The following is a 19,983-nucleotide window of genomic DNA, read 5'->3' on the forward strand; positions in this document are numbered from 1 at the left end:
TATGATTGTAAAAGCTTTCTCGTCATCGGCAAACTTAGGTGCTGGTTATGATATACTAGCACTAGCACATGATGCTTTTGAAGATACAATCGAAATTTACGTTCAAAATTCTAGTGAATTAGATATAAAAGTAGAGGGAAATGGTGTACCACTATCAATAGAAAAGAATTCAGCTAGTTTTGCTTTGCTTGAATTGCTAAGGTCATATGATATTAAAGCAAAGATTAGGTTAAAGATTATAAAAGGGATCCCAGCCGGTTTGGGCTTAGGTAGTAGTGGCGCGTCTGCTGCTGCTGCGGTTTATGCGGCCAATGAGATTTTTAAACTTGGTTTAAGCCGACAAGAATTAGTTAACTTTGCTATGAAAGGGGAAATAGCCTCATCTGGTTCTCCACATCCAGATAATGTAGCAGCAAGTCTGGTGGGCGGTCTAGTAAGTGTGTTAAATTCTAATCCCGTTAAGGTTGAGCAAGTACCTCTCAATCTTGAGTTTCAAATAATACTTATTATACCATTTGTTAGAATAGAAGCAAAAACTAAAAAAGCAAGAGAGATGGTTCCAAAACAAATTGATACATCTAAATATGTTACTAATGCTAGATATCTATCATCTCTTTTACTAGGCTTCATTAAGGGTGATAGAGAATTGGTTAGGTTAGGTTTAAATGATGAAATTATTGAAAAAGCTAGAGAACCCTTATTCCCTCACTATCCCAAAATAAAGGAAATTTCACTATTATATGATGCTATCGGGGCATGCGTTAGTGGTGCTGGTCCAACAATTGCTATTTTCGTTGATTCAAAGTCAGATAAAAATAAAATTCTTGGGGAATCACTTAATGTTTGTAAAGCTTATGGATATGAATGCACATATAAAATAGCTAAAGTTTCAGGAGGTGCATGGGTTGAGAGAAGGGACTAAAGTTACAACGGAAGGATATGATGAAGAGACTGGTGCTATAACTACTCCAATATATCAGACTACTTCTTATATTTATCCTATAGGTGAGAAATATCGGTATAGCCGAGAAGTTAACCCGACTGTACTTAAACTTGCCGAAAAGATATCTGAACTTGAAGAGGCAGAGATGGGAGTAGCTTTTTCATCTGGAATGGGGGCTATTTCGTCTACTTTGCTTACATTAGCTAAGCCTGGGAGCAAAATACTAATACATAGAGATATGTTTGGAAGGACTTACAGATTCTTTACGGACTTCATGCGTAATCTAGGAGTAGAAGTAGATGTTGCAAATCCAGGAGAAATTTTAGAAATGGTAAAAGTCAAAAAATACGATATTGTTTATGTTGAAACTATATCAAATCCATTATTAAGAGTTATAGATATTCCAGCTCTTTCAAAAATATGTAAAGAGAATGGAAGCTTACTAATTACTGACGCTACTTTTTCAACACCAATCAACCAGAAACCGTTAGTTCAAGGTGCAGATATAGTTTTACATAGTGCTTCAAAATTTATAGCAGGACATAATGATGTTATTGCTGGTTTAGGTGCTGGGTCTAAAGAATTAATGACTAAAGTAGATTTAATGAGAAGAACTTTGGGCACATCTTTAGATCCTCATGCAGCATATCTTGTGATAAGAGGAATAAAAACTCTTAAAATTAGAATGGATGTGATTAATTCAAACGCACAGAAAATAGCTGAATATTTACAAGAACATAATAAAATCAAATCAGTATATTATCCTGGACTAAAGTCACATCCAGATTACGAAACTGCTAGACGAATACTAAAAGGATACGGTGGTGTAGTTACATTTGAAATTAAAGGTAGTATGAATGATGCACTTAATTTAATAACGAAATTCAAAGTTATTTTACCTGCACAGACTTTAGGTGGAGTGAATTCTACAATTTCACATCCTGCAACAATGACTCATAGAACTTTAACTCCCGAGGAAAGGAAAATCATTGGTATTTCGGATTCTATGTTAAGACTTTCTGTTGGGATAGAGGATGTTAACGATTTAATAGAGGATTTAGATAAAGCACTAACTTCACTTAATTAAATTATTGCCCTTATTTCGTTTTTAAGCTCTTCTTCTAACATAGTCTTTATTTCGTTTCTATGCAGTCTTATTAAATGTAAATATAATCCTCTTTTCGTAAATGGTCCCTTACCACAAAGCTTACAATAAAGTAGAGAATTCCTTGACTCTGTTAACCAAAAAGCTACTTTCTCAACAGATTTTTTTGCCAAATTAAATGAGGATATACCAACTGCTTTTTCAATTTCTCTATCCTCTACTTTTATTTTACTAGCTACTCTAGCAGTTATATCTACCAATTTTTCTGCAGTTATTGATATTCCACTATCCATTTCGGATCCCATATAGCAGAAATTCCTATGGCTATTGCTAAAATTGAGACTAATCTTGTTAATCTTTTATATAAGTCTACATCTAAAAATATTTTTATATCATTAAGATCAATTCCTAAAATTCTTAAAACTTTCTCGGTTCTAACTTCAAATTCTTTATAAAAAACAGGTATTTCATTATTATCTAAGGATTTTTTCATATCGATGGTCATTTCTAATGTTTCAGCCAATTCTTCTTCTGTTATTTCTGGGAATATTTGTGTTATCTTCTTATTTACCTTATTACCTATTATTTCAGCCATACCTGGAACATAGTCAATAGGAACTAAATACGAAATCCAAGCATCAACATATCTTCTGACAGTCTCGTTTACCTCAGGTAAATTTCCTTCTAGTTCTTCTACAATAGAGGCGGCAGCTATTATATGTGCTGTAGCTTCTCCAATTCTTAGGTTTTCGAATTCAAATTGTGAGTTTGAATAATCTATTACATCGCTCATCAAGTAACACTATATATTTTCTAAGCAGTCTCATGTTTAAAGATAAGAATCAGATAATACGTTAACATGGAGAGTATAATTTAACGTAACTTAGTATTTAAATCTTGAAAGTACAAAATGAGTAAAAGGTTAAATATGAATGCATTCGTTTTTGGACTAGGTGGAGGGGGAGACGTAGCATCTACTTATATTGTAATGAAGTATCTCTCTTTAAAAAATATTTCAAGTATAGTAGGAGCTGTAACATGGGAAAGATATGTAGAAGATCCTTTACCAGGTCCGATATGTAAGGAAGATATGAAAAATATTGTTATGATTAATGATGTAATAACTGAGGTTAATCAATCGTCATATGCAATTAGGAATGGGTTAGCTGTGATACCTCAATTAGTTCGTTTCCTGAAAGCTATGAAGATAGACAAGGGTTATTCTATCTGTATAAAATATGGTCCTAAAAGTATTGCAGAAGGAATTGCAGATTTAGCTTCAAGGTTAAATACTAATTTTATTATTGGAGTAGATGCAGGTGGTGATGTATTAGCAAAAGGTTGCGAAGAAACTCTTGGAAGTCCATTAATTGACTTCCTCATGTTAGCGTCTTTAGTTGAGCTAGAAAATATGGGTTTTAATGTTCTTTTAGCAACAATAGGTGCAGGTAGCGACGGGGAATTGGAACAAGAGTATATTCTAAAACGTATTTCTGAAATAGCCAGAAATGAGGGATTAATAGATATTAAGGGTATTGATAAAGACATGGAAAGAGACTTAGAAATAATATTATCAAATGTCAATACTGAAGCTTCTAGAATTCCCCTTGAAGCATTTAAGGGGCTTTATGGTGAAATCCCAATAAGGAACGGAACTAGAAGAGTGAAAGTCTCTCCAGTATCTTCAATTATGTTTTTCCTTGATCCTAAAAAAGTGGCTTATACATCACCTCTGTATGACATAGTTAAAAATAGTAGTTCGCTGGATGACGCAAATAGAAAACTTAATGAAGTTGGTATTTACACAGAATATAATTTTGAACTAGATTTGTATGCTAAGTTTGGGTTAAATGCAAGGAATATTGATTCAGAAAAAATATTACAAATAAGAAGTGAAGGAAGAAGGAAATTAGGTGGACTTAAGATTAATTGTTAATTTTCTATATTATATCTTAAAACATGTAAAATAATTTATAACCTTTGATGTAATTATATAAGCTGTGAATATACTTGATGAGTTAAAAAATACTTATGATCTTTCTGATGAAGATATCGAATACGCATTACAAAAGGCTAAAGGTATATTGTTAGGCTTTGCGATGGAATATAAGGCAATTAGAGTTCTAGAGAACATGGAATTCAAAAATGTAAGATATGTTGATTTACCAACTCATGATTTAGAAGCAGAGAAATGTGGAAAGAAATATTACATTGAGGTTAAAGCTTCTAGTAAATCGCCTACAAAAGAATATACTGCACATAAATTGGCTATGATAGCTATGCTAGATGGAATTCATCTTACACTTGTTATGAAACCATCTCCACATTTATTCAGTACTGAAGAGATATTAAGTATGCCAAAAAAAGTATTATTAAACTTCTTTAGGTATGCATATAAAGGCGAAGTAGAGAATCTTAAAATGCTTCTCAATAATTCTAAAACTAGAGAGATTTTGTTAAGTTACGAGAGAATAATAAAGACGTATACTAGCAGATACAGTGAAGAAAGCTTAAGTATTATCGAGTCCCTCTTTTAAAGCTTTGTTAACATTAAATAGCGATAATTCTCTTTCAGCCTTGTCTAGGTATTTATATACAGTAGAATGCTCTTTTCCTTTAATTAGCATCTCTATGGCTCTTTTTGCTATATCTGCCTGTTCAATAGTACCTAATATTCCAACATAGTGATCAGCAATAATTATATTCACTCCAGTATATTCTTGAATTATTTTCTTAGTTTTTCCTTTTTCACCAATTATTCTTCCTTTAATCCTCTTCATATCTTCTGGTCCATTAGTAGAATCTTTCAAATCAATAATATCTAGAACATAATCATCTCTCATAAGTTTCATAGCCTCATCAACATCAAAACCGATGCCAATAGCTTTTATAACTGAGACAACTTTCATAGCCTCATAAGCATTATTATCTTTTGGAAATACTCTTATAGATTTAGTCTTTTCATCAAATTCTATCTTAGTATTGCTGATCTCTTCTAGTCTTCCTAGTATTGATTTTACTAAATTAATTTTATCATCTGGTACAGTAATATACATCAATTTTGGTCCTCATTTTCATATATCTTAAATCTCCTTAATATTTCCTCAGTCTCAATAATCTCAATTCCCTTACTTTCAAAGAATGTATTTATATTCTCTATATCTCTCTTTAATAATTCTAGTGCATTTGGATGATCTATATCTACTGCTTGACTTACATCTATAATATAGTTTTTTCCATCCTTAACCATGATGTTATATTCACTTAAATCTCCGTGCACTAATTCAGCTTTATTTACCATTTTATCTAGCTGATCTATAATATCTTTGTACAATTCCTCATTTATTTCGTCATCTGGAAGTTCTTTTAGAAGGGGTGCTCTGATTCCGTCTTCTCCAATAAATTGCATCACTAAAATATTCTCAAGAACATAAATTGGCTCTGGTACTCTCACATCATTTTTGAAAAGACGACTTAAATTCTTAAACTCTTTTCTTGCCCATACACTTATTAATTGTCTTGTATTAGATACTTTTATACCTTCAAATCTAGGATCACCAAATGTATACTTTTCTAATGCTCTTTTACTTGCGGCAGTAGATACATAATATATTTTTAATGCGTACCACTTTCCATCTTCTGTTATTGCTGGATAAACTTTGGCTTCTTTTCCAGAGGATATAGCACCATATATATTTTTTAAGTTTAATTTTCTAGATAATTGATAAAGAAGATAATAAGTTCGAGTATCTAGTGTTGAGTCAACAACTTTAAAAAGATCTTCATCTTTCCTTCGTTTCTCCTCCTTTTTCCCTTTTCTCTCCAAAAAATCATCCTCTTAACTGCTCTATGATATCAGCGGAAACTACTTGCTCTTCCTCTAATCTTCTAACCTCACTTTCGCTATATTTATATATAATATCACATTTATTTGGCTGAAAGTCCCAAGGTGCTGCTAATACCACATCTCCTTCTTTTACCCACATCTTTTTCTTCATTTTTCCTGGTATTCTTCCTAGTCTTTCTTTTCCATCTAAACAAATGACTTGTACATGTTCAGCTCCTAGCATTTTCTTTACCACACAAATAACTTCTCCTTCTGCTGGTTTGGGTACTTCTTTTACAGAAGGTTGCTCATTTGTTTTCTTTTTAGCCAATCAGTTAGCCACCATTTTCATATTGTTTTTTAAACCTAAAAAGTTATAGAGGCCTTAATAATTCAATAGCAATGGCCGTACTTCCTCCAGTACCATGACAGATACTAGCTATTCCTCTTTTTCCTCCCATTGTTGATAACACATTAATAAGTGTTGTTATTATTCTGGCACCACTAGCACCTATTGGATGACCTAAGGCTATTGCTCCTCCAAATACGTTTAATCTGTCATACGGAACACCCAAATATTTATTGTAGAGTACATTGTTGACTGCAAAAGCTTCATTATTCTCGAAATAATCAAAGTGTGAAATTTCCATATTTAATTTCTGTAGTAATTTCTTAACAGCAAATATAGGTGCTTCAGTAAATCTCCAACTTTCAATTCCAACCCAACTATAACCTAAAATCTTAGCTATTGGTTCCAATTTATATTCTTTAACTACTTTTTCACTTACTATAACTAATGCTGATGAACCATCGGAAATCTGAGATGAGTTTCCTGCAGTATGTACACCATCAGGACTAAATGCAGGCTTTAGTTGTGATAATTTTTCTATGGATGTGTCCCTTCTAATTCCTTCATCTTGAGTAACTTCTTTGCCATCTACTTTAACTGGTACTATCTCCTTAGCAAAATATCCTTTGTCAGTAGCTATTATTGCTCTCTTATGACTTTCATAAGCCACTTCATCTAACTCTCTTCTACTGATATTGTGTGACTTTGCAACCATATCAGCTTCCTGTCCCATCAATTTCATGTTGAATGGATCTGTAAGCCCGTCTATCAACATTGTGTCAATAAAGTCCAATTTTTTACCTAACAGCATTTTGACTCCCCATCTTGCCTCACTTCTAATTGCTAACATAGCCTGGCTCATACTCTCCATTCCACCAGCTACTACTATATCTGCATCCCCACTTTTTATCATCTGTACTGCGTTTATCACACTTACCATACCAGATGAACACACCATGTCAACACAATAACCATCAATTTCCATTGGAATTCCAGCTCTTATTGCTGCTTGTCTTGCCAAATCCTGCCCATGTCCTGCCCTAAGTATATTCCCCATTATTGTTATATCTACTTTAGCAGGATCAACGTTAGCTTTTTTTAAAGCCTCCTTTATTGCAATAGCTCCTAACTCATAAGGAGGTATGTCCTTAAATACTCCACCAAATTTTCCTATAGGAGTTCTTACAGCGGAAACAATATATGCATCCATATTAATCACTTTGTTTAAACTATTTTAAATTTTTATGCATTTGAATTTGTCTCATTATTGAATAAATTTTCCTCTTAAATCAAAAAATGATGCCTCAGTAATTTTTACGTTAATCCACTCACCTAATTTATCATAATCCTTAATTACGACTGGGATATAATTAATAGTTCTTCCTATTATTGAGCCTTTTCTACCCAATTCAGTAGTTAAAACTAAAGCATTTGAACCTAAATATTCAGAGTGAACAGAATATGCTACCTCTTCATACACTTCATTAGCAATTTTCATTCGCTGCTTCTTTATAGAATCTGGCACTTGTGGCATTGATGCGCTTCGCGTATTAGGACGTATTGAATACATTGCTAGGTGTATTCTTTCAAACTTTATTTCTTTAATAAGATTTATTGTATTCTGAAAAGCTTCATCATCTTCTCCTGGATGACCAATTATAATATCCGTAGTTATGTTAACTATTGGTATTTTGTCTCTTATTTCCTTAACTAACTCTCTATATTCATCAACGGTATATTTTCTATTCATTAGCTTCAGAACTCTATCATCTCCGCTTTGTACGGGTAAGTGTAAGAACTTATATATTCTCTTATCTTTAATTATTTCTAATATCTCATCAATTTGTTTAATAGCTAATTCTGGGGTCATCATACCTATTCTTATCATATAATTCCCTTCTATTTCTAATATTTCCTTCAGTAATTCTACTAAGTTGTAGTTAATATCCAATCCGTAAGCTGCAGTATCCTGTGCTGTAAGTTCTATTTCTACAGCACCTTTCTGAACAGCCTCTTTAACAGCATTTACTATATTTCTTGGAGGATAACTTCTTAGTTTCTTTCTAGCTAATTTAGTTATACAAAAATTACAATCTCCAGCACAACCATCAGCAATTGGTATTATTGAAATTTTACCTTCAAATATTCTAGGCGTGACTAATTCTTTACTTTCTTCAAGAAATATCTCTCTCTTGTTACTTTCCACTGCCTCAACTATTTTGTCTATACTTTGTGCTCCAACAATACTACTTTCCGGTGCTAGGCTTATTACTAATGCTGGTTGAGAACTAACCAAACACCCAGCTATTATTAGTTTTTTTCCGATTTTTTCCAATTCCTTTATCCTTTGCTTCATTCTTTCTTCTGTTTCTAATCTAACAGCACAAGTATTCAGAACTATTACATCAGCTTGATTATAACTGTCAACTATATCATGACCTTTATCTTTTAATAAAGTCATCATTATGTATGAATCTCCTTTATTAAGTGCACAACCATATGTTTCAATATAAACCTTCACAACTAATCATAAGTAATTTATACTTCAACCTCTTAAGATTACTTGTGTCTACAGAAGAAGAGTATATTAAACTATTGGACAGATTGTATTCAAAACTACCTGAAAGAGTTCAAAAGGTCAGTGGACAGTCATTACCAAATCTGATTATATTATCAATAGGAAATAACACAATAATAAAGAATTTTAGTGAATATTGTGATAGAATAAGAAGAGAAGATAAGCTATGTGCAAAATTCATCTTAAAGGAATTAGCAGCTCCAGGAAATGTTGATGAAAACGGACAATTAGTCATTCAAGGAAAATTTTCTTCAGCTTCTATAAATAAAATCATGGAAAGATTTATAAAAACTTACGTTCAATGCAGTACATGTAAAAGTCTTGATACCGTTCTAATAAAAGAGAAAAAAGCGTGGTATATTTCATGTTTAGCTTGTGGTGCTAAAACACCAGTTAAACCGTTGTGAGTAAAATGAAAGTTAGCTTAAATATTATAAGGAGAGAAGGTTATGTTTTTGTTAATATCTGTGAGCCTGAACTTATAGGTAAGACATTTAAAGAAGGCGAAGTAAATCTAGTGATAAATAAGGAATTTTATGAAGGGCAAGAAGTTTCTCTTGATTACGCTTTTTCACTTCTAGATGAAGCAAACGTTGTCAGTATAGTAGGAAATAAAATAATAGAAGAAGCAGTAAAAAGAGGTTTTTTAAAAGAAGAGGGAGTAATCTCTATACAAGGAGTTAAGTTTGCACAAATATATAATATGTGAGAATTATGGCACGAAAATTTTGCGTTTTATGTGGTAGAGAGGAAGGGGAATTTATTGGCTCATTATGCGTTGATTGTTATATAAAAACCAAAGAAATCGTAAGTTTGCCAGAGAGTATAAAAGGTAAGTATTGTAAATTATGTGGAGCTGAATGGGTAAATGGCAAGTGGATACGAAGTAAGGATAAAACTCTAACACCCGTAGAATCTATAATATATAGAGAAATTGGGAAAAAGATAGAAGTAGATCCTAATGTAGAAGAGATAAGCTATCATATCGAAAATATCTGGAAAGACGTTAATGGACACACTTTTGTAACGCTTAATATTGAAGGCAAAATAAGAGGAAAACCTTTCACTTTAACTAAAGTTGTTGATTTAAACATAGAAAGAACTTTATGTACATCTTGTATAAGGAAGAAATCAAGATATTATGAAGCTATTATACAACTAAGATTTAAAGAGGGAAAATTTGACGCTAAAAAGCGAACAGTCTTTGAGTCTTTCTTTACTGATGATATTATAGATAGCTTATCCGATGTGGTTGAAGGAAAAGAAGGAGTAGATTATTATTTCATAAATAAAACAGTAGCGAAAAGGCTAGTTTCTAATTTTACTTCAATGGTAAAAGACGTAAAAATTATGGAAAGTTATCAGGATGAAACAATCAGAAACGGTAAAAAATTTGCTAAATTAGTTATATCAGTTAGAGTATGATAGTAGTTGGAATTGATGAAGCTGGTAGAGGATCATTAATTGGTCCGATGATTGTTGCTGGAGTTGCTATTAAGAATGATAGGTTAAAGTTTTTAAAGAATATGGGTGTGAAAGATAGCAAACAATTAACGAGAAATAGAAGGGAAAAATTGTTTGATATTATATGTTCTTATTCCGAGGGATTTACAATAGTAAAAGTCTCACCAGAAGAGATTGATAGTGAAAATCTAAATGAGTTAACATATAAAGCTATGATAAAAATAATCTATTCTCTAGTAGAATTTAAACCCATTAGAATAAGTATAGATAAGGTTGGGAATACAAAAGTTGTTGAGCAAGAAATTATAAAACTTGGAATGGAACCTAACATTGTAACTAATGCAGATGTTTATTTTGTAGAGGCAAGTGCTGCAAGTATTATTGCTAAGGTTATTAGAGATAATATAATTGATACGCTTAAGTCAAAATATGGAGATTTTGGTAGTGGTTATCCCTCAGATCCTAAAACAGTAAATTGGGTTAAGAACGTTTATAAGGAATATTTAACTCCGCCCCCTATCATAAGAAGGAGTTGGAAAATTTTACAAGAGATAGCTCCTAATTATTATATTAGAAAATGGTAACTAACTTACCAGCTGAGGCTAAGGCAAAATGGTTAAAATATATGGATGCTAAAACTACAGAGGAGAAAATCAAAGCTCTCCAAGAATTTTTAAGTGCTGTTCCTAAACATAAAGGTACTGAAAATTTAGTATATTGGGCTAAAAGAAGGCTAGCAGAATTAAAAGAAGAGGCTCAATTAGAGAAAAAGAAATCTTCTTCACTAGGTAAAGGGCTACAATTTTTCATAGAAAAAGAAGGTGCTGGACAGGTAGTACTCTTAGGTAATAATGAATTAAGGAACAAATTAATGAGAATTTTAACAAATGTTAAAAATGATCCTAAAGAGCTACCTATCCCAGGGATGATGGAATATCAAGATATCAAAATTCAATTGGTTAATCCTCCCCCATTAATTTTTGAGGCTAAAGCATTAGTAGGAAAAGTGCTTGGTTTAGTAAAGAATGCGGACTCATTATTGATAGTTGTTAAGGATAGAGAGGAGTTCTTTAATATTCGTGATTTCTTAGAAAATAATGGAATATATCTTAAAAAACCTAAGGGGAAAGTAATAATAGATAGAAGTAGATACGGTAATAGTGGTATAAGGATAGTACTCTTAGGAAAACTAATAGGTACCAATGAGTCTGAAGTGAAGAATTATTTAGAAAGTTTCGGAATTAAAAATGCGTTAGTTAAAATATTAGGAGAAGTTACTTTAGATGATATAGAGAAGGAAGTATTTGAAACAGCATTTTATAAACAGGCTATAATAGCTACTCAAGAGCCTTTTTCGTTACCAGATATTGTTGTAGTGAGTCTATTTGATATTAACAAATTAAAGGAAGCTATTTTCAGATCGTTAGATATTATTAGAGTTTATACAAAAGAGCCTGGAGAGAAACCTACATCTGAGCCTTTAACCTTAAAACGTGGCTCTACTGTGATAGATGTAGCAAGAAAATTACATAATGACCTGGCTGAGAATTTTAAATATGCTAGGGTGTGGGGAAAGTCTGTAAAATTCCAAGGTCAAAAAGTTGGTGCTGATTATGTATTAGAAGATGGTGATATAGTAGAGATACATGTTAAATAAAAGCTTATATGTATAATGTTGAAATATATTATATGGCGGTTATTTCTAGTGGGAAGAAAAAACCATCAGATGAAAAGATTAATATATCGCAAATAGATTTGTTATTTTATAGAACACCACTAGTAGAACCGCTTGCTAAATCCTTAGATAAAAAGCTTAAGCAAGCTGGCTTGTCAGATGATCCAAGAATTTATGCTTCAAGGTTATTTTTCTTCTTGATTTTAGGTATAATTATTGGAGTAATGTTATTATTTCCAGGCTTTATATTTTTAAGAGAATTTGAATTAACTAAACTATCTAAATTTGCTGTAGGCGGAATTATGTTCATACTGTTTGGTGTGATTATTCCAGTAGTGACATACTTAGTATTAATTTCTAACGTATCACAGAAAGTAGAAAGTAGAAGAATTGGAGTTGAGGCTGAAACTCCAGCATTTTCGGCTTTATTTTTAGTATTCCTTAGAAGTGGACTTTCTCCAAGATTACTTTTTGAAAATCTCTCAAAAACTAAAGCATTTAATTATATGAATAGTATAGCAAAATATATTGTGAAAAGGATTAATTTTCTAGGAGAATCGGTGGAAAAGGCAATAGATGAGTCAACTAAAATAGTTCCTTCTAAACTATATAATGATCTAATGGTAACATATATTACAGCAATTAGAACTGGTGCTCCAGTTTTTGAGACAATGCAATCTAAAATTAAGGATATCCTAAAAAATATGGAATTGCAAGCATCAAAAGCTGCGGATAATTTATCGGGTGTTGGAGAAGGTTACGTTACATGGTTAGCTTCAGGTTTTATTAGCTTTTTCTTAATATTAATTCTAGAAGCCGTTTTTCCCCAATTGCATGTATTACCAATTGGAATATTAGGGGCTTTTGCTGTCCTAGGAATTCCAATTGTAAACATTTTATTTGTATGGGTAGTAGATCAAACGCAGTATAAATTCCCAGAAAAACAATTGCGAGCTGACAAGATTTTCTTAATGTTGTTCCCAGTAGGAATTATTCTTGGTATAATTTTAATGATAGTTCTAGAGCCTATAATAGCTAAGATAACTCATCAAATTCCTGTAGCTCCTAAATACATGTTGCTAGGTCTATTTACACTTTCTGGAAATTTAAATTATATTCCAGCTACTGTGATAGGATTAACAATAGGTCTTATACTGTCGCTTATTCCTCCGTATATTATAGTAAAAAGAGAATTGAATGAAGGTAGCGGATATGATATCTATGTAGCTAGATTCCTCAGAGCTATTGGCGAAGGTTCAAGAGCAGGATTATCTCCAGAAGCAGTAATTAAAAACCTTAAAGATTCTAAAGAATTAGGTAAACTACAAAACATATTAAGAAGAGTATATGCATACATTAATCTAGGTATACCGATTAAGGATGCTTTTAGAAAGGCTTCAGATATTATTATTGATTTCTCCACAAAAATTGCATTTACATCGTTAGCTGATATGATAGAGATAGGGAGTCTAACACCAGAATCAGTAGAAACTTTAGCAGATCAATTAGATGCACAAATAAGAATTAGACGTGAATATTATGCTAAAATAAAGATATTACTTTATATGCCTTACATAGGTTCTATTTTAGCTTTAATTGCAACAATTATATTATCATCAGCTATAATATCCTTATTAAGTTCCAGTAGTTTCATTACAAGTTATGGTCCACTAGCTGCTGCACAAGTTTTAGTTCCTAAAGCAGTATATATAGCGTCATTATCATCTGTGTTTAATGCATATACAGCTGGGTTATTGGTGGGTAAATTAGCTAGTGGAAGAATAGCAAACGGATATTTGCATGCTATAATTCTATTGATAATCACAATGATTCTAGTATTGTTAACACTAAGTATCAAATTCTCATTTACATCTCCAGTAGCTCCCACTCTATAAAAGCTTATATAGAAGAAAAGCATAATAAAAGGTGATATATAATGGACTTAAAACTTAATATATTCGGGAAAAATAATACTAATAAAAAGAATGATAAAGAATTAATAGACTTAGATTTACCATATTCACTTTATCCATTATTTGTAACTTCAGCCTCATTTGAAGGAGAAGTTCAATCGGATTATGATATAGATTTAAACCAGATTATACCAGAATATATAGCAAAAGATTTTGATGCACATAAAATTGAATTATCAATAGCAAAACCCCATGTATTTATTACTTATGATGAAGAAAAAGGTATCTATAAGTATAATTTAGTAGAACCTCCTCTTGATCTTAATACATTTAAAAATTATGTTATACTAATATCTGAAATTGAGAGGAATCTTCTTTCAAATGCTGAATATGTTGAGCTAGGTAAAATCTTAGAAGAATTAAGTATAAAGAGGAAAGATCTAAATGTTTTCCAAGGTAAAATAGGAGAGTATAAACAATTATCTACCCCATTTAAGGTTGCTCTATACTATGTGTTAAGGAATATGTTTGGTTATAACATTATAACTCCACTTTTATTATATAATAAAGTAGAAGATATATCTGTTAGTGGTATAAACTTACCTGTTTACGTATATCATAGAGAATTCGAATATACTCCAACAAATATTATATTTACTAAAAATATGAGAATGTTTAATATAAATATTGACGGAGAGGAAATAATTGACGAATTAGTTTTAAGATTAATCTCCTTATCTAATAAAACTATTTCTGTTGCAAATCCCATAATGGATGGTATTTTACCTAAGGGAGATAGAATTGCGGCAACTTTTAGAAGAGAAGTTTCTGCTAATGGTTCTTCGTTCGTAATAAGAAGATTCTCAGAAAGCCCTATAACTATATTAGATCTTATAAATTCAAAAGTATTATCTCCACAAGCTGCTGCCTATTTATGGTATGCTATAGATATGAAATTATCTTTCATGGTTATAGGAGTTACTGGAGCTGGAAAGACAACAGTTTTAGGTTCTATACTTAATTTAGTGAAAGAGTCAATGAAAATATTAACTATAGAAGATATTCCAGAATTAAGATTAGCTCAAGATAATTGGGTTCAACTATATGCTAGGCCAGCTTATGGAGGAATGGGAAAAGAAATAACTTTAATGGACTTGTTAAAACTCGCATTAAGATATAGACCGGATATAATAGTTGTTGGTGAGATTAGAGGAGAAGAAGCTTATGTATTATTCCAAGCAATATCAACTGGACACGGAGGTGCAACTACTTTTCACGCTTATGATAGTGAGAGCGCAATAAAGAGACTAATGAATGAACCATTAAATATTCCAAGGGAATGGATTCCTATGATGAATATTATAGTTACAGTTAGAAGGCTACCAGTATATGTTGGAGATAAAATATTATTGAGAAGAAGAGCTGTAGCAATAGACGAGATTGTATCTTATAATGATTTAAGGAGAACAGTTAGATGGGATCCAACAACTGATAGTCATATTGTAGACTATGAAGCCATGCAAGTTTTAAGAGCAAGAACTGAGGAGGCTGGAAAGAACTGGGATGAAGTTAAGGCTGAGATAGAGAGAAGGGCTGAATATCTTAAGTTATTAGCTTCTGCTAGGCCCATAGTTCAAAGTAAAGAAAGTTACAAGCTACTGAAGAAGTACATAATTAAGTATAGTTTAAGACCAGTAGAAGCTATGAGAGAAGTCCAAGCCATGGTGGGAATCAAACAACAGACTCCATAATACTAAAAAACAATAGTATAATTGATGGTAAAATATTTCCGAATATTATATTTAAAAATGAAAATAGAAGAGGAATAGTTACCCAAACCTTTATTTTTTCCTTCTTAGCTTCTTTTTCCATTTCTTTTGGTGTAATCGTCCATTTAAAAGGGAGTCTAATTAGACCTTTACAATACCCTGCTATTGAAGCATTTAATATTACTAAAGGTAACTTGTAATCATTAACTCTTTGTCTATATACTAATGCATATATGGAAACAGACGTTCCATAGACTACAATAGATAATATGAATACTAAAAGAGGAATTTTTAAGATAAAGTTAAGTGAAGAGAGTAAAATTAACATGAAAATAAATAATCCGTAAATACCCCATTGTTGGGCATAGAGTACTCCTTCAATACCTCTAATGCCCTTTTTAAATAACTTAAAGGATTGCAATAGTAACTGGGCTGAACCGTAAGACCATCTCTCTATTTGTTTATAAAGATCATCTAAAGTAAATGGAGCTAAAGAGTAAACTATTATGTCATCAAGGTATTTGATTTTGTAATTATATAGGAATAATCTAATCCCTAATTCTAGATCCTCTGTTATGATATTTTCTTTCCATCCACCTACTTTTATTAAAATATCTTTTCTTATGCAAAACGCTGAGCCATTTGGAAAAATGGGTAACCCTAGATAATATCTCACCTTAAAAAGAGAATCCATAACTTTTTCAGTGAACTCTTTATAGTATCTTTGAACATCTGTTTCAGCGTTATAAATCCTTAATCTATAAGAAGCTACATTGAAATCATATAATGCTAGTCTACTTAAGAAATCCTTGTCTACTCGTGCATCTGAATCAAGAAATACAAGATACTCGTACTTTGCATGCTTTACGCCATAATTAAGAGCTCCAGCTTTTCCTCCAACCGGATTATTTCTATTAAGGATTTTTAATTTTTCTATGTTCATATATTCACGATATTTTTCCTCAAATTTTTCTTTAGGATCATCGGAAATAATTATAATTTCGTACTTCTCGTAATTAATACCTAGTAGATTATGTATTAAACCTTCTATAGTTTTTTTACTTTCATTCTTTTCAGCCACAATTATACTAAACCCCTTTTGAGATTTATTTTGTGGTTCGTAAACGTTAATTTGACGTTTTGAGTAATAATAAGACTGTAAAAGATTCCAAACAGATGGTAATATAGCAGATAAAATTAGTAACAAAGAAAAAATATTCATTTTGAATTTGCCCTTTTTATGGCTTCATTAATTCTAGTTTTAGCCTCCGAAACTCCTCCCCAACCAGATATCTTAACCCATTTACCTGGCTCAAGTTCTTTATAGTGTTCGAAGAAGTGGTTTATCTTGTCTTTAATAGCTTGAGGTAAATCAATTATATCCTTTATATTTGAAAATGTAGGGTCTACTTTATCTTTTGGTACTGCAATAATTTTTGCGTCTTCTCCTTCTTCATCCCTCATATAGAGTATTCCTATAGGTCTAACTTCTATAGCCGTTCCTGGTAGTAACGGATAATTGCTAATTACTAATACATCTAAGGGGTCTCCATCTTCTTCTAATGTACCAGGTATAAAGCCATAATTAAATGGATAAACCATCGAGGTGTAAAGGATTCTATCTACTTTCACTACTTCTTCTTCATCATCGTACTCATATTTTATATTTGATCCTAAAGGTATCTCTATTAGAACATTTACTTCATCTGGTGCCTTTTTACCTGGGCTTAATTTCATTTTCACTCAAAAGATGATTTCATTAGCCATTTATATTCTTTATCAAGTTATTTATCTCATTAATAATCAAAGATAATTTCTCATCCTTCATGAGGTTTTCAATTTCCTTTTCGTAGGTTTTGGTTATTTCACTAACATCATAACCTAATTTAGCATATCTCTTTGCTTGCATGTATGTAGATAATCTATCACATAATTTTGCAATCTTTCCTTCTAAGCTTTTCATTTCCTTATATTCTATGAATAATTCAACATCCAGACCTAGTTCTTTAATAGCTTCAAGTTCTATTTCCTCCTTTTCTTCTATTCTCTCAGAAGCCCATTTTGGTAAATCTCCTAGCAAACTCTCAGCAACGTCATGAAATAATGCTATCACTGATGCTCTTTCAGGATTAATCTTAACACCTTTTTCCTTAAGCTTACTAGCAAGATAATATGCTAAAACAGCCGCTTCCCAACTATGTTGGGATACTGTCTCTCCTATTGATGGCGGTACTCCTCTTTGCATCCAACCAGTTCTAACTAAATTTTTACATCCTGTAATAACTCTTTCTAAACTCATGGAAAAGAATTTCAAAGCTTCAACTTAAATTTTTACATATATAATTTAGTGTATCAATTATTGTATCAATATCTTCTGTCCAAATTCTTATCATTGCTTCCTTTCCTTTCATTCCCTTATCAAATATTACATTGGGAATCTTTCCGTAATTTTCATATATAAAATCTATTATCCATTGCATACTTTTTCCCTCTATTTCATGCTCTGGTTCTTTTTCCCTATCTATTTCTATAACATCATATCCATATAAGCGTAGAAGTTTAATTGTATTTTCATCATATCTTATATTAATAAGAACCGTAGCTCTCTCTCCTTTTCTTATTGTTGCTAGAAGTAATCTGGCAGTATGTGTGGGTTTTCCGAAAACTACTGGAAAGCCTATACTCACTTTATTATCCCAATTTCTTATTATCCTATTTTTAAAAGTTGCTATATCATTAAGATCTTTAACATATGATGAAGGTATTGAGTGGGCTAAATTTGATTGAACTTCTGGTATTAACTTATAAAATGAAGGAGTAGATTCAACAAAATTAGCAAATTTATACATATCTTCTATAACTTTATATTTATAAGCATTCTTTTCTATGTAAACAAGGGGATCCACTGGCCCTATTCCCTTTCCTATTTCAAGACCATATTCAATAGAAGTTTGAAGTATATCTCTAGCAATTCTTATCGCATTATATATTTTTTCTCCTTTTGCTAATTCGGCCGATATTACTGTTGAGAATACGCTACCAGTTCCGTGTGTATTTTTTTGATTAATTCTCTCATAACCAACTAGGTAAAAGGAATCTTTTTTAGCATCATAGAGAATGTCAAAACTGTACTTTGTAGATATATGGCCACCTTTAACTATTACGTATGGTATATTATATGTATTAGAAATTATTTTACTACTTTTCTTCATATCCTCAAGAGTCTTAATGTTAATACCAGAAAAATAAGAGGCCTCAACAGCATTAGGAGTGAGAACTGTAGTAATCGGTAGGATATATTTTTTATAATCCTCAAGATCTTTAATTAGCTGAGTTCCATCTTTAGCAAATATTACTGGATCTGTTACAATAGTCTTTCCTTCTAAATATTCTTTTACAACTTCATATTGTTCCTTATTGTAAATCATTCCTATCTTAACATTATTTATGTCAAAATCCTCTAGAACTGTTTCTAGTTGTTTTTGAAAAAAATCTCTTTCAATGACAAGTATATCTTTTATACCTCTGGTGTTTTGAGCAGTTATAGCAGAAACTACTAACGTACCATGTACTCCTAATATTTCGTAAACTTTTATATCAGTTTCTGCTCCTGCACCATTACCAGTATCTATCCCTGCCACACTAAGTGCTACTACCTTTTTCATTTCTTCTCACTCTAGTATTTCCAGCAACTACCCAAAATTCTCCATCATCTCTTATTTCTAATTTCCAAATACCCGTCGTATGTTTCACTAATTCTAAGGTTTCTTCTACTGCATGTATAGCATCTTTTCTACCCTTTCCTAATGCCATGATCAACAATACATCTTCACCTGGTTTCATGTTATCTATTACATGAATAATTTGTAAATCAACTAGATCATTATATTTTTTCTTAACTTCATCTATTATTTCCTTAAATCTTCTCCTTGTATATTCCTCGTAAGCTTCATATTTCAATTCATAAACTTTATGATTCTCAACTATTCCCTTCACAAAACCTAAATAAATTACTAGCGATCCAGCTTCTGGTGGTGCTTTTTCTCTAAATTTTTTTATTTCCTCTAAAAGATCAAATCTCTTTGAAACATATAATTCTCCCCCAGAAGGCGGAGGTAAAAATGCTATTTCATCTCCATCATTAATGTTATTTACATTAGCTTTGCCATTAACTAAAATAGTAATTCTCACACTACCTAAGCCATTTTTGATAACTTTTAAGAACTCTTCACCATATAAAGAAGATAACTGTCCAAGTAAACAGTCTACTGTTTTACATTCTGTTTCAATTTCCTCAAAACTCTTATTTGTAAAGTCTTGAATAAATGAAAAATATCTTAAACGTACTTTCATTCCTCTCT

Annotated in this window: 23 protein-coding genes; 11 read left to right on the forward strand and 12 right to left on the reverse strand. The window is 31.6% G+C overall.

Annotated elements, in window-relative coordinates; all coding sequences use genetic code 11:
• The first annotated feature begins 1 nt into the window (after nt 1).
• Together D1869_RS02335 and D1869_RS02340 are read left to right on the forward strand one after the other, a co-directional pair.
• The gene (locus D1869_RS02335) at nt 2-922 is read left to right on the forward strand and encodes a homoserine kinase (RefSeq protein ID WP_156013741.1); all 921 of its coding nucleotides are present in this window, start codon (nt 2-4) and stop codon (nt 920-922) included.
• Complete coding sequence (locus D1869_RS02340; RefSeq protein ID WP_156013742.1) at nt 906-2,030, forward strand: aminotransferase class I/II-fold pyridoxal phosphate-dependent enzyme; 1,125 nt, start codon at nt 906-908, stop codon at nt 2,028-2,030. The genes D1869_RS02335 and D1869_RS02340 overlap by 17 nt, the downstream gene beginning before the upstream one ends.
• Here the strand turns inward: D1869_RS02340 and D1869_RS02345 are convergent.
• Complete coding sequence (locus tag D1869_RS02345) at nt 2,027-2,341, reverse strand: hypothetical protein (RefSeq protein WP_052846885.1); 315 nt, start codon at nt 2,339-2,341, stop codon at nt 2,027-2,029. The two genes, D1869_RS02340 and D1869_RS02345, sit on opposite strands and share 4 nt — an antisense overlap.
• Entirely contained in the window at nt 2,320-2,841 is a 522-nt protein-coding gene (locus tag D1869_RS02350) for a hypothetical protein (protein ID WP_156013743.1), read from the reverse strand. The genes D1869_RS02345 and D1869_RS02350 overlap by 22 nt, the downstream gene beginning before the upstream one ends.
• A 117-nt stretch (nt 2,842-2,958) precedes the next feature.
• On the opposite strand from D1869_RS02350, the gene D1869_RS02355 reads away from it, so the two are divergent.
• On the forward strand, nt 2,959-3,984 hold the full coding sequence (locus D1869_RS02355) for a DUF1152 domain-containing protein (protein WP_231113677.1): 1,026 nt from the start codon (nt 2,959-2,961) through the stop codon (nt 3,982-3,984).
• Between the two features lie 64 nt (nt 3,985-4,048).
• On the forward strand, nt 4,049-4,585 hold the full coding sequence (locus D1869_RS02360; RefSeq protein WP_156013744.1) for a hypothetical protein: 537 nt from the start codon (nt 4,049-4,051) through the stop codon (nt 4,583-4,585).
• On the opposite strand, the gene D1869_RS02365 is transcribed toward D1869_RS02360, so the two are convergent.
• From D1869_RS02365 to D1869_RS02385, 5 genes are read right to left on the reverse strand one after another with little or no spacing between them, the layout of a single operon-like run.
• Nucleotides 4,559-5,104 (reverse strand): KH domain-containing protein, encoded by a 546-nt coding sequence (locus tag D1869_RS02365; protein ID WP_156013745.1) that lies wholly within the window; start codon nt 5,102-5,104, stop codon nt 4,559-4,561. The genes D1869_RS02360 and D1869_RS02365 overlap by 27 nt on opposite strands.
• Nucleotides 5,104-5,874: a serine protein kinase RIO gene (locus D1869_RS02370; RefSeq protein WP_156013746.1), complete on the reverse strand. Its 771-nt coding sequence runs from the start codon at nt 5,872-5,874 to the stop codon at nt 5,104-5,106. Before D1869_RS02370 ends, D1869_RS02365 begins: the two co-directional genes overlap by 1 nt.
• A 4-nt stretch (nt 5,875-5,878) precedes the next feature.
• Nucleotides 5,879-6,205, reverse strand: a complete 327-nt coding sequence (locus tag D1869_RS02375) for a translation initiation factor aIF-1A (protein WP_052846355.1) — start codon at nt 6,203-6,205, stop codon at nt 5,879-5,881.
• Nucleotides 6,206-6,248: 43 nt separating this feature from the next.
• Entirely contained in the window at nt 6,249-7,433 is a 1,185-nt protein-coding gene (locus tag D1869_RS02380; RefSeq protein WP_156013747.1) for a thiolase family protein, read from the reverse strand.
• A gap of 54 nt (nt 7,434-7,487) precedes the next feature.
• Entirely contained in the window at nt 7,488-8,687 is a 1,200-nt protein-coding gene (locus tag D1869_RS02385; RefSeq protein WP_231113787.1) for a tRNA (N(6)-L-threonylcarbamoyladenosine(37)-C(2))-methylthiotransferase, read from the reverse strand.
• A gap of 35 nt (nt 8,688-8,722) precedes the next feature.
• Here D1869_RS02385 and D1869_RS02390 point away from each other — a divergent pair, with 35 nt between their 5' ends.
• From D1869_RS02390 to D1869_RS02420, 7 genes are read left to right on the forward strand one after another with little or no spacing between them, the layout of a single operon-like run.
• Nucleotides 8,723-9,208, forward strand: coding sequence for a translation initiation factor IF-2 subunit beta (locus D1869_RS02390; RefSeq protein ID WP_156013749.1), 486 nt, complete (start codon nt 8,723-8,725; stop codon nt 9,206-9,208).
• A gap of 5 nt (nt 9,209-9,213) precedes the next feature.
• A complete protein-coding gene (locus tag D1869_RS02395) occupies nt 9,214-9,510 on the forward strand; it encodes a DUF424 domain-containing protein (protein WP_052846357.1) in 297 nt (98 codons plus the stop codon).
• A gap of 5 nt (nt 9,511-9,515) precedes the next feature.
• On the forward strand, nt 9,516-10,226 hold the full coding sequence (locus tag D1869_RS02400; RefSeq protein WP_156013750.1) for a 60S ribosomal export protein NMD3: 711 nt from the start codon (nt 9,516-9,518) through the stop codon (nt 10,224-10,226).
• On the forward strand, nt 10,223-10,849 hold the full coding sequence (gene rnhB / locus D1869_RS02405) for a ribonuclease HII (RefSeq protein WP_156013751.1): 627 nt from the start codon (nt 10,223-10,225) through the stop codon (nt 10,847-10,849). The genes D1869_RS02400 and rnhB overlap by 4 nt, the downstream gene beginning before the upstream one ends.
• Nucleotides 10,843-11,922 (forward strand): TGS domain-containing protein, encoded by a 1,080-nt coding sequence (locus D1869_RS02410; RefSeq protein WP_156013752.1) that lies wholly within the window; start codon nt 10,843-10,845, stop codon nt 11,920-11,922. Before rnhB ends, D1869_RS02410 begins: the two co-directional genes overlap by 7 nt.
• A gap of 32 nt (nt 11,923-11,954) precedes the next feature.
• The gene (locus D1869_RS02415; protein ID WP_156013753.1) at nt 11,955-13,835 is read left to right on the forward strand and encodes a type II secretion system F family protein; all 1,881 of its coding nucleotides are present in this window, start codon (nt 11,955-11,957) and stop codon (nt 13,833-13,835) included.
• A 41-nt stretch (nt 13,836-13,876) separates the two neighbouring features.
• Nucleotides 13,877-15,604, forward strand: a complete 1,728-nt coding sequence (locus D1869_RS02420; protein WP_156013754.1) for a type II/IV secretion system ATPase subunit — start codon at nt 13,877-13,879, stop codon at nt 15,602-15,604.
• On the opposite strand, the gene D1869_RS02425 is transcribed toward D1869_RS02420, so the two are convergent.
• From D1869_RS02425 to D1869_RS02445, 5 genes are read right to left on the reverse strand one after another with little or no spacing between them, the layout of a single operon-like run.
• Entirely contained in the window at nt 15,585-16,844 is a 1,260-nt protein-coding gene (locus D1869_RS02425; RefSeq protein WP_156013755.1) for a glycosyltransferase family 2 protein, read from the reverse strand. The genes D1869_RS02420 and D1869_RS02425 overlap by 20 nt on opposite strands.
• Nucleotides 16,841-17,359 (reverse strand): inorganic diphosphatase, encoded by a 519-nt coding sequence (gene ppa, locus D1869_RS02430; protein ID WP_156015884.1) that lies wholly within the window; start codon nt 17,357-17,359, stop codon nt 16,841-16,843. The genes D1869_RS02425 and ppa overlap by 4 nt, the downstream gene beginning before the upstream one ends.
• 22 nt (nt 17,360-17,381) lie before the next feature.
• The gene (locus D1869_RS02435) at nt 17,382-17,921 is read right to left on the reverse strand and encodes an HD domain-containing protein (RefSeq protein ID WP_156013756.1); all 540 of its coding nucleotides are present in this window, start codon (nt 17,919-17,921) and stop codon (nt 17,382-17,384) included.
• Between the two features lie 19 nt (nt 17,922-17,940).
• The gene (gene thiD, locus D1869_RS02440; protein WP_156013757.1) at nt 17,941-19,287 is read right to left on the reverse strand and encodes a bifunctional hydroxymethylpyrimidine kinase/phosphomethylpyrimidine kinase; all 1,347 of its coding nucleotides are present in this window, start codon (nt 19,285-19,287) and stop codon (nt 17,941-17,943) included.
• Nucleotides 19,265-19,975 (reverse strand): MoaD family protein, encoded by a 711-nt coding sequence (locus D1869_RS02445; protein ID WP_156013758.1) that lies wholly within the window; start codon nt 19,973-19,975, stop codon nt 19,265-19,267. Before D1869_RS02445 ends, thiD begins: the two co-directional genes overlap by 23 nt.
• Between the last annotated feature and the right edge of the window lie 8 nt (nt 19,976-19,983).

Origin of the sequence: Sulfurisphaera ohwakuensis (assembly GCF_009729055.1) — an archaeon.
GTDB classification, from domain to species: Archaea; Thermoproteota; Thermoprotei_A; order Sulfolobales; family Sulfolobaceae; genus Sulfurisphaera; species Sulfurisphaera ohwakuensis.

Bases quoted from the DNA above. Each gene is read 5' to 3' on its own strand.
- D1869_RS02335 (WP_156013741.1), top strand. From the start codon at position 2: ATGATTGTAAAAGCTTTCTCGTCATCGGCAAACTTAGGTGCTGGTTAT.
- D1869_RS02345 (WP_052846885.1), bottom strand. From the start codon at position 2,341: ATGGATAGTGGAATATCAATAACTGCAGAAAAATTGGTAGATATAACT.
- D1869_RS02350 (WP_156013743.1), bottom strand. From the start codon at position 2,841: ATGAGCGATGTAATAGATTATTCAAACTCACAATTTGAATTCGAAAAC.
- D1869_RS02355 (WP_231113677.1), top strand. From the start codon at position 2,959: ATGAGTAAAAGGTTAAATATGAATGCATTCGTTTTTGGACTAGGTGGA.
- D1869_RS02365 (WP_156013745.1), bottom strand. From the start codon at position 5,104: ATGTATATTACTGTACCAGATGATAAAATTAATTTAGTAAAATCAATA.
- D1869_RS02380 (WP_156013747.1), bottom strand. From the start codon at position 7,433: ATGGATGCATATATTGTTTCCGCTGTAAGAACTCCTATAGGAAAATTT.
- D1869_RS02385 (WP_231113787.1), bottom strand. From the start codon at position 8,687: ATGATGACTTTATTAAAAGATAAAGGTCATGATATAGTTGACAGTTAT.
- D1869_RS02390 (WP_156013749.1), top strand. From the start codon at position 8,723: ATGTTTCAATATAAACCTTCACAACTAATCATAAGTAATTTATACTTC.
- D1869_RS02395 (WP_052846357.1), top strand. From the start codon at position 9,214: ATGAAAGTTAGCTTAAATATTATAAGGAGAGAAGGTTATGTTTTTGTT.
- D1869_RS02400 (WP_156013750.1), top strand. From the start codon at position 9,516: ATGGCACGAAAATTTTGCGTTTTATGTGGTAGAGAGGAAGGGGAATTT.
- rnhB (WP_156013751.1), top strand. From the start codon at position 10,223: ATGATAGTAGTTGGAATTGATGAAGCTGGTAGAGGATCATTAATTGGT.
- D1869_RS02410 (WP_156013752.1), top strand. From the start codon at position 10,843: ATGGTAACTAACTTACCAGCTGAGGCTAAGGCAAAATGGTTAAAATAT.
- D1869_RS02415 (WP_156013753.1), top strand. From the start codon at position 11,955: ATGGCGGTTATTTCTAGTGGGAAGAAAAAACCATCAGATGAAAAGATT.
- D1869_RS02420 (WP_156013754.1), top strand. From the start codon at position 13,877: ATGGACTTAAAACTTAATATATTCGGGAAAAATAATACTAATAAAAAG.
- D1869_RS02425 (WP_156013755.1), bottom strand. From the start codon at position 16,844: ATGAATATTTTTTCTTTGTTACTAATTTTATCTGCTATATTACCATCT.
- ppa (WP_156015884.1), bottom strand. From the start codon at position 17,359: ATGAAATTAAGCCCAGGTAAAAAGGCACCAGATGAAGTAAATGTTCTA.
- D1869_RS02435 (WP_156013756.1), bottom strand. From the start codon at position 17,921: ATGAGTTTAGAAAGAGTTATTACAGGATGTAAAAATTTAGTTAGAACT.
- thiD (WP_156013757.1), bottom strand. From the start codon at position 19,287: ATGAAAAAGGTAGTAGCACTTAGTGTGGCAGGGATAGATACTGGTAAT.
- D1869_RS02445 (WP_156013758.1), bottom strand. From the start codon at position 19,975: ATGAAAGTACGTTTAAGATATTTTTCATTTATTCAAGACTTTACAAAT.